General features: G+C 69.8%; 20 protein-coding genes. 9 read left to right on the forward strand and 11 right to left on the reverse strand.

Annotation, left to right across the window (positions count from 1 at the left end):
• Positions 1 to 20: 20 nt before the first annotated feature.
• Together H7I87_RS03565 and trxA are read right to left on the reverse strand one after the other, a co-directional pair.
• Complete coding sequence (locus H7I87_RS03565) at positions 21 to 830, reverse strand: enoyl-CoA hydratase (protein ID WP_009977560.1); 810 nt, start codon at positions 828 to 830, stop codon at positions 21 to 23.
• A gap of 22 nt (positions 831 to 852) precedes the next feature.
• On the reverse strand, positions 853 to 1,206 hold the full coding sequence (gene trxA, locus H7I87_RS03570; protein ID WP_003877663.1) for a thioredoxin: 354 nt from the start codon (positions 1,204 to 1,206) through the stop codon (positions 853 to 855).
• A 141-nt stretch (positions 1,207 to 1,347) separates the two neighbouring features.
• Here trxA and H7I87_RS03575 point away from each other — a divergent pair, with 141 nt between their 5' ends.
• The 3 genes from H7I87_RS03575 (at position 1,348) to H7I87_RS03585 (ending at position 4,891) form a co-directional block, all read left to right on the forward strand.
• Positions 1,348 to 3,177, forward strand: a complete 1,830-nt coding sequence (locus H7I87_RS03575; protein WP_009977561.1) for an acyl-CoA dehydrogenase — start codon at positions 1,348 to 1,350, stop codon at positions 3,175 to 3,177.
• A gap of 89 nt (positions 3,178 to 3,266) precedes the next feature.
• Complete coding sequence (locus H7I87_RS03580; RefSeq protein ID WP_011725388.1) at positions 3,267 to 4,043, forward strand: DUF5666 domain-containing protein; 777 nt, start codon at positions 3,267 to 3,269, stop codon at positions 4,041 to 4,043.
• 128 nt (positions 4,044 to 4,171) lie between these two features.
• Positions 4,172 to 4,891, forward strand: coding sequence for a DUF5666 domain-containing protein (locus H7I87_RS03585; protein WP_031347728.1), 720 nt, complete (start codon positions 4,172 to 4,174; stop codon positions 4,889 to 4,891).
• 31 nt (positions 4,892 to 4,922) lie between these two features.
• On the opposite strand, the gene H7I87_RS03590 is transcribed toward H7I87_RS03585, so the two are convergent.
• The 7 genes from H7I87_RS03590 to H7I87_RS03620 are packed head-to-tail and all read right to left on the reverse strand — an operon-like array spanning position 4,923 to position 11,228.
• A complete protein-coding gene (locus H7I87_RS03590; RefSeq protein ID WP_003876084.1) occupies positions 4,923 to 5,270 on the reverse strand; it encodes a metal-sulfur cluster assembly factor in 348 nt (115 codons plus the stop codon).
• Positions 5,245 to 5,709: a Fe-S cluster assembly sulfur transfer protein SufU gene (gene sufU / locus H7I87_RS03595; protein ID WP_031344234.1), complete on the reverse strand. Its 465-nt coding sequence runs from the start codon at positions 5,707 to 5,709 to the stop codon at positions 5,245 to 5,247. The genes H7I87_RS03590 and sufU overlap by 26 nt, the downstream gene beginning before the upstream one ends.
• Positions 5,710 to 5,727: 18 nt before the next feature.
• Positions 5,728 to 6,975 (reverse strand): cysteine desulfurase, encoded by a 1,248-nt coding sequence (locus H7I87_RS03600; protein ID WP_019732423.1) that lies wholly within the window; start codon positions 6,973 to 6,975, stop codon positions 5,728 to 5,730.
• 2 nt (positions 6,976 to 6,977) lie between these two features.
• Positions 6,978 to 7,760: a Fe-S cluster assembly ATPase SufC gene (sufC, locus tag H7I87_RS03605; protein WP_003876081.1), complete on the reverse strand. Its 783-nt coding sequence runs from the start codon at positions 7,758 to 7,760 to the stop codon at positions 6,978 to 6,980.
• A complete protein-coding gene (gene sufD / locus H7I87_RS03610; protein ID WP_023871199.1) occupies positions 7,757 to 8,947 on the reverse strand; it encodes a Fe-S cluster assembly protein SufD in 1,191 nt (396 codons plus the stop codon). Before sufD ends, sufC begins: the two co-directional genes overlap by 4 nt.
• Positions 8,947 to 10,395 (reverse strand): Fe-S cluster assembly protein SufB, encoded by a 1,449-nt coding sequence (gene sufB, locus H7I87_RS03615; protein ID WP_019732424.1) that lies wholly within the window; start codon positions 10,393 to 10,395, stop codon positions 8,947 to 8,949. Before sufB ends, sufD begins: the two co-directional genes overlap by 1 nt.
• A complete protein-coding gene (locus H7I87_RS03620) occupies positions 10,392 to 11,228 on the reverse strand; it encodes a helix-turn-helix transcriptional regulator (RefSeq protein WP_179868890.1) in 837 nt (278 codons plus the stop codon). The genes sufB and H7I87_RS03620 overlap by 4 nt, the downstream gene beginning before the upstream one ends.
• Positions 11,229 to 11,239: 11 nt before the next feature.
• Here H7I87_RS03620 and mptB point away from each other — a divergent pair, with 11 nt between their 5' ends.
• The 4 genes from mptB to H7I87_RS03640 all read left to right on the forward strand — a co-directional run bounded on the left by mptB (position 11,240) and on the right by H7I87_RS03640 (position 15,787).
• A complete protein-coding gene (gene mptB, locus H7I87_RS03625; RefSeq protein WP_062890696.1) occupies positions 11,240 to 12,943 on the forward strand; it encodes a polyprenol phosphomannose-dependent alpha 1,6 mannosyltransferase MptB in 1,704 nt (567 codons plus the stop codon).
• Positions 12,940 to 13,875, forward strand: a complete 936-nt coding sequence (locus H7I87_RS03630) for an ABC transporter ATP-binding protein (RefSeq protein WP_003876076.1) — start codon at positions 12,940 to 12,942, stop codon at positions 13,873 to 13,875. The genes mptB and H7I87_RS03630 overlap by 4 nt, the downstream gene beginning before the upstream one ends.
• 65 nt (positions 13,876 to 13,940) lie before the next feature.
• Positions 13,941 to 14,651, forward strand: a complete 711-nt coding sequence (locus H7I87_RS03635) for an ABC transporter permease (protein ID WP_231113845.1) — start codon at positions 13,941 to 13,943, stop codon at positions 14,649 to 14,651.
• A 182-nt stretch (positions 14,652 to 14,833) separates the two neighbouring features.
• Positions 14,834 to 15,787: a COX15/CtaA family protein gene (locus H7I87_RS03640; protein ID WP_003876074.1), complete on the forward strand. Its 954-nt coding sequence runs from the start codon at positions 14,834 to 14,836 to the stop codon at positions 15,785 to 15,787.
• On the opposite strand, the gene H7I87_RS03645 is transcribed toward H7I87_RS03640, so the two are convergent.
• On the reverse strand, positions 15,737 to 16,375 hold the full coding sequence (locus tag H7I87_RS03645) for a DcsG N-terminal domain-containing protein (RefSeq protein WP_063967094.1): 639 nt from the start codon (positions 16,373 to 16,375) through the stop codon (positions 15,737 to 15,739). The genes H7I87_RS03640 and H7I87_RS03645 overlap by 51 nt on opposite strands.
• Before the next feature lie 19 nt (positions 16,376 to 16,394).
• Here H7I87_RS03645 and H7I87_RS03650 point away from each other — a divergent pair, with 19 nt between their 5' ends.
• Entirely contained in the window at positions 16,395 to 17,369 is a 975-nt protein-coding gene (locus H7I87_RS03650) for a quinone oxidoreductase family protein (protein WP_031349664.1), read from the forward strand.
• A 176-nt stretch (positions 17,370 to 17,545) separates the two neighbouring features.
• Here H7I87_RS03650 and H7I87_RS03655 read toward each other — a convergent pair whose 3' ends face one another.
• Entirely contained in the window at positions 17,546 to 18,472 is a 927-nt protein-coding gene (locus tag H7I87_RS03655) for a heme o synthase (protein ID WP_031344238.1), read from the reverse strand.
• A 256-nt stretch (positions 18,473 to 18,728) separates the two neighbouring features.
• Between H7I87_RS03655 and tkt the strand changes: the two genes are divergently transcribed.
• On the forward strand, positions 18,729 to 20,828 hold the full coding sequence (gene tkt / locus H7I87_RS03660; protein ID WP_023863986.1) for a transketolase: 2,100 nt from the start codon (positions 18,729 to 18,731) through the stop codon (positions 20,826 to 20,828).
• Position 20,829: the final 1 nt, after the last annotated feature.

The raw sequence follows: 20,829 nt of genomic DNA on the forward strand, positions 1-20,829 counted from the left end.
CGCTCTCCTGAACTGAAAAACTATTTGTCGTCGGTGAACACCGGCGGCCGTCGTTCCGCGCGCGCGGCAACCGCTTCCTCGAAGTTGGCGGTGAGCAGGCGGACGAAAAGCTGTCCCAAGCCCTCGGCTTGCATGTGCCCTTCCAGGCTACCGGCGTCCAGTCCACTCCACAGCGTGCGCTTGGTCAACTCGATTCCCGGCCGGGAGAACGCCGCGATCCGCGCGGCGATGGCGTAGCAGGTGTCCAGCAGTTGCTCCTCGGGCACCTGGCAGGACACCAGGCCGATCCGCTCGGCCTCTTCGGCGGTGACGTCGCGGCCGGTCAGCATGATCTCGAAGGCCCGCGACGACCCGATCGCCCGCGGCAGCAGGTAGGACAGGCCCAGCTCGCTGGCGGTGAGCCCGTTGTTGATGCCCGCGGCGCGGAAGTAGGCGCTGGTGGAGGCCACCCGGATGTCGGCGGCCAGCGCCAGGCACAGGCCGCCGCCGATGGCCGGGCCGTTGACCGCGGCGATCACCGGTTGATGCAGCCGGCGCAGCGCCAGGATGACCTCGTCGAGGATCTCCATGGACCGCAGCGCATAAGTGGGCCGGGTCAGCCCCTCGACGTGGGGCACCGTGCCCGCGGACTTGTGGTCGGCGCCCGAGGAGAAGCCGCGGCCGGCCCCGGTCAGCACGACCACCCGCACCGCGTTGTCGTAGGTGACCTTCTGCAGGGCCTCCTTGAGCGGGACCATGACGTCGAACGCCATGGAGTTCATCCGCTCGGGGCGATTGAGGGTGATCAGCGCGACGCCGGGCCGCGGGTGGTCTACCAGTACCAAACTCACCCGTGCACGGTAGCGCGTCGGGTTATTCGCCTTGCTCGGCGATGGCCGCGTCCACGTCGAATGCGCGGACCTGCTGCACCAGGTCTTCCAGAGCGGCGGGCGGCAGCGCGCCGGGCTGGTTGAACAGCAGTTTGCCCTTCTTGAAGGCCATCAGCGTGGGAATGGACCGGATCTGGGCGGCCGCGGCCAGCTGCTGTTCGGCCTCGGTGTCGACCTTGGCGTGCACGATGTCGGGGTGTTTCTCTGACGACGCCTGGAAAGTGGGCCCGAACTGGCGGCAGGGGCCGCACCAGGACGCCCAGAAGTCGACGAGCACGATGTCGTTGCCCTCGATGGTTTCGTTGAATTTCTCGGCGGTGAGATCGACTGTTGTCACATTTGCTCCCAACGCGCGGCGGCCACCCGATGTTCCCGGACCTGAGCGGCGCCGGCCTGGTTACGGTTGCGTACGTTTTCTCGCGTCCGACAGACTGAGCCTGACGCTCCGCCGCCCGCAACGAGCAGTGAGGGAATCACGTTGGGCCACTACATCGCTAACGTTCGTGATCTCGAGTTCAACCTGTTCGAGGTCCTCGATGTCGGCGCCGTGCTGGGCAGCGGAGGCTACGGCGACCTCGACGAGGAGACGGCACGCACCATTCTGGCCGAGGCCGCGCGCCTGGCCGAAGGCCCGGTGGCCGAGACCTTCGCCTTCGCCGACCGCAACCCGCCGGTGTTCGACCCGGCCGAGCACGCCATCACCGTGCCCGAGGAGCTGGCCAAGACGGTGGCCGCGCTCAAGGAGGCCGGCTGGTGGCGGCTGGGCATGGCCGAGGAGATCGGCGGGATGCCCGCCCCGCCGCCGCTGGCGTGGGCGGTCAACGAGATGCTGATCTGCGCCAACCCGTCGGCGAACTTCTTCTGCCTGGGCCCGTTCATGTCCCAGGCGTTGTACTTAGAGGGCAACGAGCAGCAGCGGCGCTGGGCCGCCGAGGGTGTGGAGCGCGGCTGGGCGGCCACCATGGTGCTCACCGAACCCGACGCCGGCTCCGACGTCGGCGCCGGCCGGGCCAAGGCCATCGAACAACCCGACGGCACCTGGCACATCGAGGGCGTCAAGCGTTTCATCTCCGGCGGGGATGTGGGCGACACCGCCGAGAACATCTTCCACCTGGTGCTGGCGCGCCCCGAGGGCGCCGGCCCGGGCACCAAGGGGCTGAGCCTGTTCTACGTGCCCAAGTACCTGTTCGACCCGGAGACGTTCGAATTGGGGCCGCGCAACGGGGTTTTCGTCACCGGCGTGGAACACAAGATGGGCATCAAGTCCTCCCCCACCTGCGAATTGACTTTCGGCGCAACGGATGTGCCCGCCGTCGGCTACCTGGTCGGCGACGTGCACCGCGGTATCGCGCAGATGTTCACCGTGATCGAGCAGGCGCGGATGACGATCGGGGTCAAGGCCGCCGGCACGCTGTCCACCGGCTACCTCAACGCGCTGGCGTTCGCCAAGGAGCGGGTGCAGGGCGCGGACTTGACGCAGATGGCCGACAAGACCGCGCCGCGGGTCACCATCATCCACCACCCCGACGTGCGTCGCAGCCTGATGACCCAGAAGGCGTATGCCGAGGGCCTGCGCGCGCTCTACATGTACGCCGCCGCACATCAGGATGATCAAGTGGCGCAACGTGTTTCGGGTGCCGATCACGACATGGCGCACCGGGTCGACGATCTGCTGCTGCCGATCGTGAAAGGGGTGAGCTCGGAGCGGGCCTACGAGGTGCTGACCGAGTCGCTGCAGACGCTGGGCGGTTCGGGCTTCTTGCAGGACTACCCGCTCGAGCAGTACATCCGCGACTCCAAGATCGACTCGCTGTACGAGGGCACCACCGCCATCCAGGCGCTCGACTTCTTCTTCCGCAAGATCGTGCGCGACCGCGGCCAGGCCCTGCAGTTCGTGACGGCTCAGATCACCGCGACCGTCGACGACTGCGACGAGGCGCTGCGGCCGATCGCCGAGCTGCTGCAGACCGCCTTCGACGACGTCACGGCGATGACGGGTGCGCTGACCGGCTACCTGATGTCGGCGGCCGAGCAGCCGACCGACATCTACAAGGTGGGGCTGGCCTCTGTGCGCTATCTGCTCGCGGTCGGCGATCTGCTGATCGGGTGGCGGTTGCTGGTGCACGCCGACGTCGCACAGCGCGCGCTGGCGGCCGGCGCCGGCGGCGACGACGAGGCGTTCTACCGGGGCAAGATCGCGACCGCGGCGTTCTTCGCCAAGAACATGCTGCCGCGGCTGAGCGGGCTGCGCGGCATCATCGAAGCCATCGACGACGAGATCATGAAGCTGCCCGAAGCGGCGTTCTGAGCAGCTCCGGCGGCGAACCCACAGGTTAGGCACAGTTTCAGCGGGTAAACCATGACGTTGGTGTTAAACCGGCGATTGGAGAAACCTTGATGTCTGCCAGCTGTCACGGGCTCGCCCGCGTCGCGGTGTTCGCCGTGGCGGGAGCCACCGCGGTGTCCCTGTCCGCCTGCGGCACGTCGAACAAGTCCAGCCCCACCTCGACGTCCACCTCGACCTCCACGGTCACCTCGACCAGCACCTCCGCCGCCCCGAACGCCGAAGCGAAGGTCAGCGGCCTGATCGCGTCGGTGGCGGGCAACTCCATCCAGGTCACCAAGGAAGACAACGGCACCGCCGCGGTGAACTTCACCTCCACCACCAAGATCACCGAGGCGGTCCCGGCCGGGCTGCCCGACGTCACCCCGGGCAGCTGCGTCAGCGTCAAGCCGACCGAGGGCTCGGCGCCCGGCCAGCCGGTCACCGCCGCATCGGTCAAGATCAGCCAGTCCGTCAACGGCGCCTGCCCGAAGCCGCACCAGCCCACCCCGGGCGGATCCAGCAGCCCGGCCCCGTCGCTGCCGCCGTCGCAGGCGCCCGCCAAGCCGGCCCTGGTCCGCGGCTCGGTGGCCTCGGTCTCCGGTAACACCATCAACGTCACCGGCACCGACCCCAGCGGCAACACCACCCAGACCACCGTGACGGTCGACGACAAGACCAAATACACCAAGCAGTCGTCGGCCAACACCGACGCGATCACGCCCGGCAAATGCCTGTCCGCGCGCGGAACCAACGACAGCGGCGGCGCACTGCAGGCGACCAGCATTCAGCTACGTCAGGCCGTCGACGGCAAGTGCGGCAAGCCCAAGCAGCCCGGCCACGGCGGATGAGCCCGGCCGGCCCCGCCTGAGACTGCCGTCACTTCTGCCGGCCGCGGCGTGAGAACCGCGGCCGGCGGGGGTACTTGCTGACGACGGCGAACCGCGCGATCGGAGAAGAGTCTGTGCCTGCCCTTTCGTTGAAGCCGCGGCGGACGCAGATCGCGATCGGCGCGGTGATCGCCCTCATCGTGTTCGGGGTGGCCATGTGCGGGCCCTCGCACGACTCGTCGAGCAGCAGCGCCCCGCCGGCCGTCACCGCCGTCCCGCCGCCGGCACCCAGCGCGGCGCCCCCCGCGTCACCGGCGCCGCCGCCGGCGGGCAGGGACTACGTCGAGGGCATGGTCCAGTCGAATTCGGACGGCACCATCGCGCTGCGGACCCGCACCGGCTCGGCCACCGTGGACTACACCCCGCAGACGCGGGTGGTTCAGGTCGGCCCGGCGAAGCTGGCCGACGTGACGCCCGGCAGCTGCGTGAACGTGCGCGCCACCCCGCAGAGCGCGCCGCCGCCCGGCGCGATCACCGCGCAGTCGGTGACGGTGACCCCGGCCGCGGACGGCAAATGCCCGCCGCCGACCGGGTTCTTCGGCACGGTCGCCTCGGTGGACGGCAACACCATCGCCGTCACCGGCCTGCGCCCCGGCGGCCCCACCAACGTGACCGTCGCCGACTCGACGTCATACCAGAAGCAGACGCCGTCGGACGCCCAGGCGATCACGAATGGAAAGTGCTTGGGGGCCAATGGAACTCAAGACGGCGGGGTGCTGCACGCGACGATGATCAGCCTCGAGACCTGCCCGCCGATGGGGCATCCGCACCACCACCTGCACCTGCCACACCTGCCGCTGCACCTTTAGCGGCTGTTCAGGCGGGCTGCTTTAGACGGTTCTAGACGGTGAAGCCGAGCGCGCGCAGCTGCTCGCGGCCCTCGTCGGTGATCTTGTCCGGGCCCCACGGCGGGTTCCACACCCAGTTGATCCGCAGGTCGTCGACCAGGCCGGCGCCCACCAGCGCGCTGCGCGACTGGTCCTCGATGACGTCGGTCAGCGGGCAGGCCGCCGACGTCAGCGTCATGTCGATCAGGGCGACCGTTCCCTCGTCGCCCTCCTCGACGTTGAGCCCGTAGACGAGCCCCAGGTCGACGACGTTGATGCCTAGTTCGGGGTCGACGACGTCGCGCATCGCCTCCTCGACGTCGGCGAGCAGTTCGTCATCCGGCGCGGTGGTTTCGCTCATCGGTCACCTCTCTTCTCGAATAGGCTTGGGCCAGCGCGTCTTTGCACGCCATCCAGCCCAGCAGCGCGCATTTCACCCGGGCCGGGTATTTGGCCACTCCGGCGAACGCGATCCCGTCGCCGAGCACGTCCTCGTCGCCCTCGACAGCGCCGCGCGAGGACACCATCTCGGCGAACGCACCGATGGTGTCGAGCGCCTCCTCGACGCTGCGGCCGATCACCTGCTCGGTGAGCACCGAGGTGGCCGCCTGGCTGATCGAGCAGCCCTGGCCGTCATAGGAGACGTCGGCGACGGTCTCGCCGTCGTCGGACAGCGTCACCCGCAGGGTGACCTCGTCACCGCAGACCGGGTTGACGTGAAACACCTCGGCGCCGAACGGTTCCCGCAACCCGCGATGCTGCGGGTGCTTGTAGTGATCGAGGATCACGTCCTGATACATCTGTTCCAGACGCACGGCTCACGCTCCGCCGAAGAAGTCCAGGGCGCGGCGCACACCCGCCACCAGGCGGTCGACCTCCTCGGCGGTGTTGTACACCGCGAACGACGCCCGGGCGGTGGCCGCCAATCCGAACCGGCGGTGCAGCGGCAGCGCGCAGTGGTGGCCCACCCGCACCGCCACGCCCTCGTCGTCGAGCACCTGCCCGACATCGTGCGCGTGCACCCCGTCGACGACGAAAGACACCGGCGAGCCACGGTTTTCGGTCGACGTCGGCCCGACGATGCGGACCGCGTCGATACCGGACAGGCCCTCGATGGCCGCGGCGACCAGCCGCTCCTCGTGGGCCTGCACGGCGTCCATGCCGAGGGCGCCGAGATAGCGGGCGGCCGCGGCCAACCCGACCACCTGGGAGGCCATCGGGGTGCCGGCCTCGAACCGCTGCGGCACCGGCGCGTAGCTGGAGGACTCCATGGTCACGGTCTCGATCATCGAGCCACCGGTGAGGAACGGCGGCAGCTGCGACAACACCTCGCGGCGCCCGTAGAGCACGCCGATCCCGTTGGGGCCCAACATCTTGTGCCCGGAGAACGCGGCGAAGTCGACGTCGAGCGCGTGGAAGTCCACCGGCTGGTGCGGCACCGACTGACAGGCGTCCAGCACCGTCAGCGCGCCCACCGCGCGGGCCCGCCCCACCAGCTCGGCCACCGGCGCCACCGCCCCGGTCACGTTCGAATGATGGCTGAAGGCAACCACTTTGACCCGCTCGTCGAGCTGCAACGAGTCCAGGTCGATCCGCCCGTCGTCGGTGACGCCGTACCAGCGCAGGCTCGCCCCGGTGCGCCGGGCCAACTCCTGCCACGGCACCAGGTTGGCGTGATGCTCCAGCTCGGTGGTGACGATCACGTCACCGGGGCCGACGGCCCGCTCGAAACGGTTGTCCCCCACCACGTACGACACCAGGTTGAGCGCCTCGGTGGCGTTCTTGGTGAACACCAGCTCGTCCGGGTCGGCGCCGACGAACGCCGCGATGTCGGCGCGGCCCTGCTCGTAGGCGTCGGTGGACTCCTCCATCAGCTGGTGCGCACCGCGGTGCACGGCGCCGTTGGAGGTCAGCAGGAATTCCCGCTCGGCGTCGAGCACCTGCAGTGGGCGTTGCGACGTCGCACCGGAATCCAGGTACGCCAACTGGTTTCCGCTGCGCATGATCCGTTTCAGAATGGGGAAATCGGCGCGGATCGCGGCCACATCCAGTTGTGTCGCCGTCATGCTTACGCCCCCGCTGCCGCCGCTTGGGTGAAGCGCACGTAGCCGTTCTGCTCGAGTTCGTCGGCCAGCTCCGAGCCACCGGATTCGGCGATCCGGCCGCCGACGAAGACGTGCACGTATTCGGGGTGGATGTAGCGCAGGATGCGGGTGTAGTGGGTGATCAGCAGGATGCCGCCGTGCTCGGCCTGCGCGTAGCGGTTGACGCCCTCGCTGACCACCCGCAGCGCGTCGACGTCGAGCCCCGAGTCGGTCTCGTCGAGGATGGCGATCTTGGGCTTGAGCAGCTCCAGCTGCAGGATCTCGTGGCGCTTCTTCTCCCCGCCGGAGAAGCCCTCGTTGACGTTGCGCTCGGCGAACGCGGGGTCGATCTCGAGGGCACCCATGGCCGCCTTGACCTCTTTGACCCAGTGCCGCAGTTTGGGGGCCTCGCCGCGCACCGCGGTCGCCGCCGAGCGCAGGAAGTTCGACACCGAGACGCCGGGCACCTCGACGGGGTACTGCATGGCCAGAAAGATGCCGGCGCGGGCGCGCTCGTCGATGCTCATCGCCAGCACGTCCTGGCCGTCCAGGGTGATGGAGCCGGAGGTCACCGTGTACTTGGGGTGACCGGCGATGGCGTAGGACAGCGTCGACTTGCCCGAGCCGTTGGGGCCCATCAAGGCATGCGTCTCACCGGATTTCACCGTCAGGTCGACCCCGTTGAGAATGGGGATCTCGCGCTCGGATTCGGCGGCGTTCGGGTTCACGACGCTGACGTGCAGGTCTTTGATTTCCAGAGTGGTCATGAAGCTGTTGCTCTCGATTCGGTGAAGGCCAGTTCGTGTTCGATGGCTGCGGTGAGGCGTTCCCGGATCTCGGGCACCGCGATCTTGGAGATGATTTCGGCGAAGAAGCCGCGGATCACCAGGCGCCGCGCCTGCTCTTCGGGGATGCCGCGGGAGCGCAGGTAGAACAGCTGCTCGTCGTCGAAACGGCCGGTGGCACTGGCGTGTCCGGCCCCGGCGATCTCGCCGGTCTCGATCTCCAGGTTGGGCACCGAGTCGGCACGCGCGCCGTCGGTGAGCACCAGGTTGCGGTTCACCTCGAAGGTGTCGGTGCCGGTGGCCTCGGCGCGGATCAACACGTCGCCCACCCACACCGTGTGCGCGTCGGGCAGCGCGGAGGCCGGATCGCCTTGCAGCGCACCCTTGTACAGCACGTTGGATTTGCAGTCCGGCTGCGCGTGGTCGACCAGCAGCCGCGACTCCAGGTGCTGGCCGTCGTCGGCGAAGTACAGGCCCAACAGCTCGGCGTCGCCGCCGGTGCTCGTGTAGCGCACATTGGCGGTCAACCGCACCACCTCACCGCCGAGGGTGACCGCGACGTGGCGCAGCACCGCGTCCTTGCCCAGCCGGGCGTGGTGCATGCTGACGTGCACGGCGTCGTCGGCCCAGTCGGCCAGCCACACCACGGTGAGCCGGGCGGCGTCGTCGACGACGAATTCGACGTTGTCGGCGAGGGTTCCGCTGCCGCGGTGGTCGATCACCACCACCGCCTCGGCGAGCTCTTCGACGCGGATCTGCAGGTGCCCGTAGGCCACCGCCCCCTCCCCGGGCCCGGTGACGGTGACGCCGATCGGCTCGGCGATTTGGGTGTCACGCTGCACGGTGATCAGGGTCGCGGAGTTGAACGACGAAAACGCCTGCGCGGCAACACGGTCCGTCGGGATGCCGCCCTGGCCCAGCCGCTCGTCGCCGCGGCTCACGGTCTGTACCCGCAGGCCGGGTTGCTCTCCGACGCTGACCTCGGCCTTGCCGGTGGCGGGCGCCGAGCCGTCGTGCAGGCCGCGCAGCCGGCGCAGCGGGGTGAACCGCCAGATCTCGTCGCGGCCGTGCGGCACCTCGAAGGCGTCCACGTCGAAGGAGGCGAACAGCTCCCCCTTGTTCGCGGCGGCCAGGGACGAACCCTCAACCGCTTCAGTCAGATTCGTCACTACCCGACCGCGCCTTCCATCTGCAGCTCGATCAGCCGGTTGAGCTCCAGCGCGTACTCCATGGGCAGCTCCTTGGCGATCGGCTCGACGAAGCCACGCACCACCATCGCCATCGCCTCGTCCTCGGTCAGCCCGCGGCTCATCAGGTAGAACAGCTGGTTCTCGCTGACCTTGGACACGGTGGCCTCGTGCCCCATAGTGACGTCGTCCTCGCGGATGTCGACGTACGGGTAGGTGTCGCTGCGGCTGATCGTATCCACCAGCAGCGCATCGCATTTCACGCTGGAACGCGATCCGTGCGCGCCCTTGTTCACCTGGACCAGGCCGCGGTAGGAGGTGCGGCCGCCGCCGCGGGCCACCGACTTGGACACGATGTTGCTCGACGTGTTCGGGGCCAGGTGCAGCATTTTCGCGCCGGTGTCCTGGTGCTGGTCCTCGCCGGCGAAGGCCACCGAGAGCACCTCGCCCTTGGCGTGCTCGCCGGTCATCCACACCGCCGGGTACTTCATGGTGACCTTCGACCCGATGTTGCCGTCGATCCACTCCATGGTGGCGCCGGCCTCGGCCCGGGCCCGCTTGGTGACCAGGTTGTAGACGTTGCCCGACCAGTTCTGGATGGTCGTATACCGAACGCGCGCATTGGGTTTCACGATGATCTCGACGACCGCCGAGTGCAGCGAGTCGGACTTGTAGATCGGCGCCGTGCAGCCCTCCACGTAGTGCACGTAGGAGCCCTCGTCGGCGATGATCAGCGTCCGCTCGAACTGGCCCATGTTCTCGGTGTTGATCCGGAAGTAGGCCTGCAGCGGGATGTCCACGTGCACGCCCGGCGGCACGTAGATGAACGAACCGCCGCTCCACACCGCGGTGTTCAGCGCGGAGAACTTGTTGTCCCCGGCCGGGATCACGGTGCCGAAGTACTCCTGGAAGATCTCGGGGTGTTCGCGCAGACCGGTGTCGGTGTCCATGAAGATGACGCCCTGGGCTTCCAGGTCCTCGCGGATCTGGTGGTAGACCACCTCGGACTCGTACTGGGCCGCCACCCCGGCGACCAGCCGCTGCTTCTCGGCCTCCGGGATGCCCAGCCGGTCATAGGTGTTGCGGATGTCCTCGGGCAGGTCCTCCCAGCTGGCGGCCTGCTTCTCGGTGGAGCGCACGAAGTACTTGATGTTGTCGAAGTCGATGCCGTCCAGGTTCGAGCCCCAGGTCGGCATCGGCTTGCGCTCGAAGATGCGCAGCGCCTTCAGCCGGGTCTGCAGCATCCACTCGGGCTCGTTCTTCTTCGCCGAGATATCGCGGACGACGGCCTCGGACAGGCCGCGCTGTGCGCTGGCGCCTGCGACGTCGGAGTCCGCCCAGCCGTAGCCGTACCGCCCCAGCGAAGCGATCGCCTCTTCCTGGGTCAGCGGCGCGACGGCCGTCTTGCTGGCCTCGGGCGTGAGGGTCATAGGGACGCTCCTTTGTTGCTCGTGGTGTGGCGGCGCGGGCTGGGCGCCTTGGCTGTCTGAGCCAGCGGCACGTGCGTGGTGCACGCGCAGTCGCCGTTGACGATGGTCGCCAACCGCTGGACATGGGTGCCCAGCACCTCGGCCATCGCCTGCTGTTCGGCGTCGCACAGCTCCGGGAACTCCTCGGCGACGTGCGACACCGGGCAGTGATGCTGGCAGATCTGCACGCCGTGGATCGGCCCGCCGACCTGCGTGGTGGTGGCGACATACCCCGCCTTGGTCAGCGCGGTGGCGATCCGCTGGGCGGCCGCCTCGATGTCGTCGTCGGCCGCGCTGGCGGCGCCGGAGACACCGGCCAGAATGGCGTCGATGCGCTGCCGGGCGAACGCCTGAACCGCCTCCTCACCGCCGATTTCACGCAGCTGGCGCATGGCCGCGGCGGCCAGATCGTCGTAGGCGTGGTCGAGCTTGGCCCGGCCGGCCGACGTCAACCGGTAGCGCTTGGCCGGACGGCCGCGACCCGCGTGCTGCCACGCCGCGGGTGCGATGGACTCGGCGTCGCCCGCCTCGATCAGCGCGTCGAGGTGGCGCCGCACCCCGGCGGCCGCCAGACCCAGCCGGTCACCGATCTCGCCGGCGGTGATCGACCCGGATTCCAGCAGCAGGCGCACGATGGCGCGGCGGGTGTGACCATCCGGCACAGCCGCGCCCGCCGCGCCCACGGCAGCGTCATCGAAGCTGGTTCGGATTTTCACAACACCAGTGTGACGCAATTCCGGGGATCGGTCTAGCAAGGGTGCCCTGGGTGGACGGTTGCCCTGGTCACACCGGATAGGCTGCACTGATGGCAGCCCGCCACCACACGCTGAGCTCGTCGATCGCGAGTCTGCACGGCGACGAGCAGGCAGTGGGCTCGCCGCTGAACGATACCGAGCTCACCGCGCTGCGCCGCACCCGGCTGTTCGGCGCCAGCGGCACCATGCTGATGGCGATCGGCGCGCTGGGCGCCGGGGCCCGGCCCGTGGTGCAGGACCCCACATTCGGCGTGCGGCTGCTGAACCTGCCGTCGCGCATCCAGACCGTGTCGCTGACCATGACCACCACCGGCGCGGTGATGATGGCGCTGGCCTGGCTGATGCTCGGCCGGTTCGCGCTGGGCACCCGCCGGATGTCGCGCGGCGACCTCGACCGCACCCTGCTGCTGTGGGTGCTGCCGCTGCTGATCGCCCCGCCCATGTACAGCAAGGACGTCTACTCCTATCTGGCGCAGAGCCAGATCTCGCTGGAGGGGCTCGACCCGTACCGGGTCGGCCCGGCCTCCGGGCTGGGGCTGTCGCACATCTTCACGCTGTCGGTGCCCACGCTGTGGCGCGAGACGCCCGCCCCGTACGGCCCGCTGTTCCTGTGGATCGGGCGGGGCATCTCGGCGATCACCGGGGAGAACATCGTCGCCGCGGTGCTGTGTCACCGGCTGGTCGAGCTGATCGGGGTGGGGCTGATCGTGTGGGCGACGCCCCGCCTGGCCCGGCGCTGCGGCGTCGCCGAGGTGAGCGCGCTGTGGCTGGGCGCGGCCAACCCGCTGCTGATCATGCACCTGGTGGCCGGCGTGCACAACGAGGCGCTGATGCTCGGGCTGATGCTGGCCGGGGCCGAATTCGCGCTGCGCGGAATCGATTCCGCGCGGCTGCTGCCGCACTCGCTGCGGCCCGGCCCGGACTGGGAGCCGCTGGGCATGCTGCTGGCCGGCGCCGTGCTGATCACGCTGTCGTCGCAGGTGAAGCTGCCGTCGCTGCTGGCGCTGGGCTTCGTCACGATGGCGCTGGCCTACCGGTGCGGTGGCAACCTGCGCGCGCTGCTGCTGGCCGGCGGCGGCATGGCGGCGCTGTCGCTGGCGGTGATGGCGCTGGTCGGCTGGGCCAGCGGGCTCGGGTTCGGCTGGGTCTACACGCTGGGCACCGCCAACGTGGTGCGCAGCTGGATGTCGCCGCCGACGCTGCTGGCGCTGGGCACCGGGCAGGTCGGCATCCTGCTGGGCCTGGGCGATCACACCACCGCGGTGCTGGGGCTGACCCGCGCGATCGGTGTGCTGATCATCACGGTCATGGTGGGCTGGCTGCTGCTGGCCGTGTTCCGCGGCCGGCTGCACCCGATCGGTGGGCTGGGCGTCGCGCTGGGCGTCACCGTGCTGCTGTTTCCCGTCGTGCAGCCCTGGTATCTGCTGTGGGCGATCATCCCGCTGGCCGCCTGGGCGACCCGCACCGGTTTCCGGGTGGCCGCCATCGTGATCAGCCTGGTGGTCGGCATCTTCGGCCCCACCGCCAACGGCGACCGGTTCGCCCTGTTCCAGATCGTCGACGCCACCCTGGCCAGCACCGTCATCGTGGCGGTGCTGATCGCGCTGACCTACACCCGGCTGCCGTGGCGGCCGCTGCCGGCGCCGCAGCGGGCGCCCGACGGCCAACCGGTGATCGACCCGGTGGCCCCCGCGCGGTCCTCGTCGACCCCCCGGCCGGCGCCGGCGCATGACGCCTACGCTGATTCCACGTGAGCGCGGACGTTCCTGAAACGGTCGTGCGGCTGCGCGGGGTCAGCAAGCACTACGGATCCACCACGGCGGTCCGCGATCTCGACCTCGAGGTGCACGCCGCCGAGGTGCTGGCGCTGCTCGGCCCCAACGGGGCGGGCAAGACCACGACGGTCGAGATGTGCGAGGGCTTCGTGCGCCCGGACGCCGGCACCCTCGAGGTGCTCGGCCTGGACCCGATCGCCGACAACGCCCGGCTGCGGCCGCGGATCGGGGTGATGCTGCAGGGCGGCGGCGGCTATCCCGCGGCGCGCGCCGGCGAAATGCTCAACCTGGTGGCCGCCTACGCCGCCGACCCGCTGGACCCGGCCTGGCTGCTGGACACGCTGGGCCTGACCGACGCCGCCCGCACCACCTATCGGCGACTCTCCGGCGGCCAGCAGCAGCGGCTGGCGCTGGCCTGTGCGCTGGTCGGGCGGCCCGAGCTGGTGTTCCTCGACGAGCCCACCGCGGGCATGGACGCACACGCCCGGCTGCTGGTGTGGGAACTGATCGACGCGCTGCGCCGCGACGGGGTGACCGTGGTGCTGACCACGCATCAACTCAAGGAAGCCGAGGAGCTGGCCGACCGGCTGGTGATCATCGACCACGGGGCGACGGTGGCTGCGGGCACGCCCGCGGAGTTGATGCGCAGCGGAGCCAAGGACCAGTTGCGGTTCAGCGCACCGCCGCGGCTGGACCTGTCGCTGCTGAGCGCCGCCCTGCCCGAGGACTACAAGGCCACCGAGCTGACACCGGGCGAGTATCTGGTCGAGGGCCCGGTCGACCCCCAGGTGCTGGCCACGGTCACGGCGTGGTGCGCCCGGATCGACGTGCTGGCCACCGACATGCGCGTCGAACAACGCAGCCTCGAGGATGTGTTTCTCGACCTCACCGGCAGAAAGCTACGGCAGTGACCGATTCCGGCGTCTTCCCCGTGGGCACCTTCACCCCCAACCCGCGGCCCAGTGCGGTGCCGAAAATGCTTGCCGCGCAATACGGTTTGGAGCTCAAGCTGTTGCTGCGCAACGGCGAGCAGCTGCTGCTGACCATGTTCATCCCGATCACGCTGCTGGTGGGGCTCACCCTGTTGCCGCTGGGCTCGTTCGGCCAGCGCCGCGCCGCCACCTTCACCCCGGTCATCATGGCGCTGGCCGTGATCTCCACCGCGTTCACCGGGCAGGCCATCGCGGTGGCCTTCGACCGCCGCTACGGCGCGCTGAAACGTCTTGGGGCGACACCACTTCCCGTGTGGGGCATCATCGCGGGCAAGTCGCTGGCCGTCGTCACGGTGGTGTTCTTGCAGGCAATCCTGTTGGGGGCCATCGGTTTTGCGCTGGGATGGCGGCCGGCGTTGGCCGCGCTGGCGCTGGGTGCGGCGGTGATCGCGCTGGGCACCGCGGTGTTCGCGGCCCTGGGCCTGCTGCTCGGCGGGACGCTGCGGGCCGAGATCGTGCTCGCGCTGGCCAACCTGATGTGGTTCGTCTTCGCCGGCCTGGGCGCGTTGACCGTGGACAGCGGGGTGATCCCGGCCGGCGTCAAATGGGCGGCCCGGTTGACGCCATCGGGCGCGCTCACCGAGGCGCTCTCCCGGGCGATGACCCTGTCGGCGGACTGGTTCGGGATGGCCGTGCTGGTCGCGTGGGGGGCGCTCGGCGCGCTGGGGGCGCTGCGCTGGTTCCGCTTCACCTGACGGCCCGGGTGCCGCTCGCCCTGGGTGCCCGGGTGCCGCCGGGGCACGACGCGGCACGGGTGCCCGGGGCACGACACGTAAATGGTGGCGGAGACACGCCGACACCCGTGTGCGTGGTTTAAAACTCGTGGACCCGGCGGGCTTACTACGGGCTGTAGTTTTCGGTCGCATACCATCGGGCAATGCTCGGACGAACGCTGCTGCGGTTGGTGGACCTGCTGCCCAATCCCAGCGTGGGCGTCCAGCGCCTGATCGCCGTGGCCGTCATCCTGACCCAGGGCGGAATCGCCATCACCGGCGCGATCGTCCGCGTCACCGCCTCGGGCCTGGGCTGCCCCACCTGGCCGCAATGCTTCCCGGGCAGCTTCGTCCCGGTGCCGCACGCCGAGGTGCCACGCATCCACCAGGCCGTCGAATTCGGCAACCGGATGATCACCTTCGCGGTCGTCGTCGCCGCGGCGCTGGCCGTGCTGGCGGTGACCCGGGCGCGGCGACGGCCCGAGGTGCTCGTCTACGCCTGGCTGATGCCGGTGTCCACCGTCGTGCAGGCGGTCATCGGCGGCATCACCGTGCGCACCGGGCTGCTCTGGTGGACGGTGGCCATCCACCTGCTGACCTCGATGACGATGGTGTGGCTGTCGGTGCTGCTGTACGTGAAGATCGGCGAGCCCGACGACGGGGTGGATCAGCCGCGGGTGCCCACCCCGCTGCGGGTGCTCACGGCGCTGTCCGGCGTCAATCTGGCCGCGGTGCTGGTCACCGGCACGCTGGTGACGGCCGCCGGGCCGCACGCCGGTGACCGCAGCCCGACCCGGACGGTGCCGCGGCTCAAGGTGCAGGTCGACACCCTGGTGCACCTGCACTCCTCGCTGCTGGTCGCCTACCTGGCGCTGATCGTCGGGCTGGGTTTCGGGCTGCTGGCCGTGCGCGCCGCGCGGCCCATCCTGCTGCGGCTCGGCGTGCTGCTGGTGCTGCTGTGCGCGCAGGCCGCCGTCGGCACCGCGCAGTACTACACGGGGGTGCCCGCCGCGCTGGTGGCCGTGCACGTGGCGGGGGCGGCCGCGTGCACCGCGGCCACCGCCGCGCTATGGGCGTCGATGCGACAGCGGGCCCAGGCCGAGCCGCTCACAGGCTGACTCGACCGCCAGCGCGAACCGGCGCTGCGCGGCCTCGCGGCCCGGGGTGTCGAGGTGTCGCCAGCCCAGTTCCGGCGCGACCAGGTCCAGCCGCACCAGCCGGTCCCCGGCCAGGTCGGCGCGCGCGAACAGCACCTCCGGCACGCCGATCCCGGTGTGGTCGGCGGCCACGGCGAGCGCGGCGTGGCCGAGGTCCCAGGACTCGAATTCCGGCTCGGCCGGCCAGGCGTGCGACTGCGCGCCGCCCAGGAAGATCAACGATGTGTCGGGCTGAGCGCCCGGCCGCGTCGGCACGCCGCCGTCGCGCAGGTCGCGCAGATAATGCGCGTCGAGGTTCCACGCCAGCGCCGCGGGCGGGTTGAGCAGGTGCCGGGGCCGGCGGGTCCAGGCCAGGAACTCGTCGCGCCGCGCGGCATCCGGGCCGGCCCGCACGATCACCAGGTCGGCGTGCAGCGTCTCGGCGTCCTCCCAGGGCAGCCGGCGCGCGTGCAGGCCACGCCGGCGCAGCGCGGACACCAGCCCGGGGTCGTCGCGGCGACCCGCCAGCACGATGCGGGGATGGAAGACGTCCGGACGGGCGAGTTTCATGCCCGGGCATGATAAGCACATGCACGCAATCGAAGTCAGCGAAACCGGCGGCCCCGAGGTGCTGCGCTACGTCGAAACCCCCACGCCCACGGCCGGGCCGGGGCAGGTGCTGATCAAGGCCGAGGCCATCGGCGTCAACTACATCGACACCTATTTCCGCTCCGGGCAGTACCCGCGCGAGCTGCCGTTCATCATCGGCCAGGAACTGTGCGGTACCGTCGCCGCCGCCGGTGACGGCGTCGACGGCTTCAACGTCGGGGACCGGGTGGTCAGCGCCGCGGCGACGGGCGGCTACGCCGAATATGCAACGGCCCCAGCGTCTTTGACCGCACACGTGCCGGACGGGGTGGCCGCCGACGTGGCGGCCTCGGCGCTGCTGAAGGGGCTGACCGCGCACTACCTGCTGAAGTCGGTGTATCCGGTGCAGGCCGGCGACACGGTGCTGGTGCACGCCGGCGCCGGCGGGGTCGGGCTGATCCTGACGCAGTGGGCGCAGCTGCTGGGCGCGCGGGTGATCACCACGGTGTCGACGCCGGAGAAGGCGCGCCGGTCGGCGCAGGCGGGTGCCGACGAGGTGCTCTCCTACCCCGACGACGCCGACGAATTCGGCAGCCGGATCCGCGCGTTGACCGACGGCGCCGGGGTGGCCGCGGCGTACGACGGCGTAGGCGCGAGCACGTTCGACGCCAGCCTGGCCAGCCTGGCGGTGCGGGGCACCCTGGCGCTGTTCGGGGCGGCCAGCGGCCCGGTTCCGCCGTTCGATCCGCAACGCCTCAACGCCGCCGGCTCGGTGTTCCTGACCCGGCCGTCGCTGGCGCACTTCATCCGCACCGGCCAGGAATTCAGTTGGCGCGCAGAGGAATTGTTCGCGGCGATCGCCGCCGGCGACATCACCGTCGAAGTGGGCGGACGCTATCCGTTGGCCGACGCGGCCCGCGCCCACCGCGACCTGCAGGGCCGCAAAACCACCGGCTCGATCGTGCTGCTCCCCTAGGCATTTCACTCAGGCCACATGGGCCACGGCGCGAGGACGATGGACGAAGTGCCCGCCTTTGAGCGACAACCGTTGAGGCGAGCCGATTGTCGCTGCGAGGCGGGCACACGCGGTCCACTTCCGCGCAGGGACGGGCGTGACGGATGTGACGCGGGACCGGGCCCGGCGCCAACAGCTCACAGCAGCGTCGGCAGCCCGATCGCCGAGTCGATCGCCAGCGCGCAGAACACCACCGCCAGGTAGTTGTTCGACTGCAGGAACAACCGCAGCGGCTTGACCGGCTCGCCGGCGCGCACCCCGGCATAGAGCTGGTGGGCCATCGCCAGGAACCACACCCCGGCCACCAGGGCGACCGCCGCGTACAGCCAGCCGGTCGCCAGCGCCAGCGCCAGCGTGGCCAGCACCGTCAGCCAGGTGTAGACCAGGATCTGCTTGGTCACCTGACGCTCGGTCGCCACGGCCGGCAGCATCGGGACGCCCGCCGCCTTGTAGTCGTCCTTGTACCGCATCGCCAGCGCCCAGGTGTGCGGCGGCGTCCAGAAGAAGATGATGGCGAACATCACCAGCGCCGGCCACTGAATCGTGCCGGTGACCGCCGACCAGCCGATCATCACCGGCATGCAGCCGGCCGCGCCGCCCCACACCACGTTCTGCGAGGTGCGCCGCTTGAGCAGCAGTGTGTAAACGAACACGTAAAACGCGATCGTCGCCAGCGCCAGCAGCCCCGACAGCAGATTCGTCGTCCACCACAGCCACAAGAACGAGCCGGCCGTCAGCACCAGCCCGAACACCAAGGCGTTGCGGGTGGGCACCGCCGCTCGGGCCAGCGGCCGGCGTGCGGTGCGCTTCATCACCTTGTCGATATCCGCGTCGGCCACGCAGTTCAGCGCGTTGGCGCCGCCCGCGGCCAGCATCCCGCCGATCAGCGTGTTGACGATCAACAGCGGGTTCACGGTGCCGCGCTGGGCGAGCAGCATCGCCGGAATCGCGGTCACCAGCAGCAGTTCGATGACCCGCGGCTTGGTCAGCGCCAGATACGCCAGCACGGTGCCTGGTATCCGGCTTGGCGTTTGGCTCGGCGCGACGCGCCCGCGAACGCTCACGCAATAACTCCTTGGGGTCGCAGCGGCGCGCAGCATCTACTACACACGATGGTAGACCGGGTGGCGGCGATGCCGGGCCCGTGGGTCCCTTCCCGGCCGACTTTTCCCGGATTCCCGAACTGAATGTTAAGGCCTGACGACGGGCGCGTAATTTTCACTCCTACCGGCCGCGGGTACCCGAAAACCTGCACTGCACCAGCCGGCCCTCCCGCACTAGGGTGGGATTGATCAGCTCGATGACCCAAGGACTGAGTCTGTGACGACACTTGAAGAGATCTCTGCGCTGACCCAACCGCACCTTCCCGACGACTGGTCCGAGCTGGACTCGGCCGCCGTCGACACCATTCGGGTGCTGGCCGCCGACGCGGTGCAAAAGGTGGGCAACGGACATCCCGGGACGGCGATGAGCCTGGCTCCCCTGGCCTACACGCTGTTTCAGCGGGTGATGCGGCACGACCCCAGCGACACCCACTGGCTGGGCCGGGACCGGTTCGTGCTGTCGGCCGGGCACAGCAGCCTGACGCTGTACCTGCAGCTGTACCTGGGTGGCTTCGGTCTGGAGCTGTCCGACATCGAGTCGCTGCGCACCTGGGGCTCCAAGACGCCCGGGCACCCGGAGTTCCGGCACACCAAGGGTGTGGAGATCACCACCGGCCCGCTGGGCCAGGGCCTGGCCTCCGCGGTGGGCATGGCGATGGCCTCCCGCTACGAGCGCGGGCTGTTCGACCCGGACGCCGCCGCCGGCACCAGCCCGTTCGACCACTTCATCTACGTGATCGCCTCCGACGGCGACATCGAGGAGGGCGTCACGTCGGAGGCCTCGTCGCTGGCGGCCGTGCAGCAACTGGGCAACCTGATCGTGTTCTACGACCACAACCAGATCTCCATCGAGGACGACACCAACATCGCCCTGTGCGAGGACACCGCCGCCCGCTACGAGGCCTACGGCTGGCACGTGCAGCGCGTCGAGGGTGGCGAGAACGTCGTCGCCATCGAGGAGGCCATCGCCGCGGCCAAGGCCGTCACCGACCGGCCGTCGTTCATCGAGCTGCGCACCATCATCGGCTATCCGGCGCCCAACGCGATGAACACCGGCAAGGCGCACGGCGCGGCGCTGGGCGAGGAGGAGGTGGCCGCGGTCAAGAAGATCCTCGGCTTCGACCCGGACAAGACGTTCCAGGTGCGCGACGAGGTGATCGCCCACACCCGCAAGCTGGTCGACCGCGGCCGGGAGGCACACCAGAAGTGGCAGACCGATTTCGACGCCTGGGCGCAGCGCGAGCCCGAGCGCAAGGCGCTGCTGGAGCGGTTGACGGCCGAGAAGCTGCCCGACGGGTGGGACGCCGACCTGCCGCACTGGGAGCCGGGTTCCGACGCGATCGCCACCCGCAAGGCCTCCGGCGCGGTGCTCAACGCCGTGGCGCCGAAACTGCCCGAGCTCTGGGGCGGCTCGGCCGACCTGGCCGAGAGCAACCTCACCACCATCAACAACGCGGATTCCTTTGGGCCCCCGTCGATTTCCACCAAGGAGTTCACCGCCTCCTGGTATGGCCGGGTGCTGCATTTCGGTGTCCGCGAACACGCCATGGGGGCGATCCTGTCCGGCATCGTGCTGCACGGCCCGACCCGCGCCTACGGCGGCACCTTCCTGCAGTTCTCGGACTACATGCGTCCGGCGGTGCGGCTGGCCTCGCTGATGGACATCGACACCATCTACGTGTGGACGCACGATTCCATCGGGCTGGGTGAGGACGGGCCGACGCACCAGCCGATCGAGCACCTGGCGGCGTTGCGCGCCATCCCCAAGCTGTCGGTGGTGCGTCCGGCCGACGCCAACGAGACCGCCTACGCCTGGCGCACCATCCTGGCCCGCGGCAACGGCAGCGGCCCGGTCGGATTGGTCCTGACCCGCCAGGGCCTGCCGGTGCTCGAGGGCACCGACGCCGACGGTGTCGCCCGGGGCGGCTACATCCTGGGCTCGGACGGCGAGGAGGCCGGCCAGGAGCCCGACGTCATCCTGATCGCCACCGGCTCGGAGGTACAGCTGGCCGTCGAGGCGCAGAAGTTGTTGGCGGACAAGGACATTGTGGCGCGGGTGGTGTCCATGCCGTGCGTGGAATGGTTCGAGTCCCAGCCCGACGACTACCGCGACAGTGTGCTGCCGCCGTCGGTGTCGGCCCGGGTGGCCGTCGAGGCCGGGGTGGCGCAGAGCTGGCACAAGCTGGTCGGCGACACCGGGAAGATCATCTCGATCGAGCACTACGGCGAATCCGCCGACTACAAAACGTTGTTCCGTGAATTCGGCTTCACTGCCGAAGCCGTCGCTGCCGCCGCGGAAGAAGTCGTGGACAACTGAG

Source organism: Mycobacterium timonense, from assembly GCF_025821985.1.
GTDB lineage: Bacteria > Actinomycetota > Actinomycetes > Mycobacteriales > Mycobacteriaceae > Mycobacterium > Mycobacterium avium.

What these genes read in the sequence shown, in the direction of transcription:
- sufC (WP_003876081.1), bottom strand. Translation starts at nt 7,760, where the DNA reads ATGACCACTCTGGAAATCAAAGACCTGCACGTCAGCGTCGTGAACCCG.
- H7I87_RS03650 (WP_031349664.1), top strand. Translation starts at nt 16,395, where the DNA reads ATGCACGCAATCGAAGTCAGCGAAACCGGCGGCCCCGAGGTGCTGCGC.
- H7I87_RS03600 (WP_019732423.1), bottom strand. Translation starts at nt 6,975, where the DNA reads ATGACGGCGACACAACTGGATGTGGCCGCGATCCGCGCCGATTTCCCC.
- H7I87_RS03645 (WP_063967094.1), bottom strand. Translation starts at nt 16,375, where the DNA reads ATGAAACTCGCCCGTCCGGACGTCTTCCATCCCCGCATCGTGCTGGCG.
- sufB (WP_019732424.1), bottom strand. Translation starts at nt 10,395, where the DNA reads ATGACCCTCACGCCCGAGGCCAGCAAGACGGCCGTCGCGCCGCTGACC.
- H7I87_RS03635 (WP_231113845.1), top strand. Translation starts at nt 13,941, where the DNA reads ATGCTTGCCGCGCAATACGGTTTGGAGCTCAAGCTGTTGCTGCGCAAC.
- H7I87_RS03640 (WP_003876074.1), top strand. Translation starts at nt 14,834, where the DNA reads ATGCTCGGACGAACGCTGCTGCGGTTGGTGGACCTGCTGCCCAATCCC.
- H7I87_RS03590 (WP_003876084.1), bottom strand. Translation starts at nt 5,270, where the DNA reads ATGAGCGAAACCACCGCGCCGGATGACGAACTGCTCGCCGACGTCGAG.
- mptB (WP_062890696.1), top strand. Translation starts at nt 11,240, where the DNA reads ATGGCAGCCCGCCACCACACGCTGAGCTCGTCGATCGCGAGTCTGCAC.
- H7I87_RS03580 (WP_011725388.1), top strand. Translation starts at nt 3,267, where the DNA reads ATGTCTGCCAGCTGTCACGGGCTCGCCCGCGTCGCGGTGTTCGCCGTG.
- sufU (WP_031344234.1), bottom strand. Translation starts at nt 5,709, where the DNA reads ATGTATCAGGACGTGATCCTCGATCACTACAAGCACCCGCAGCATCGC.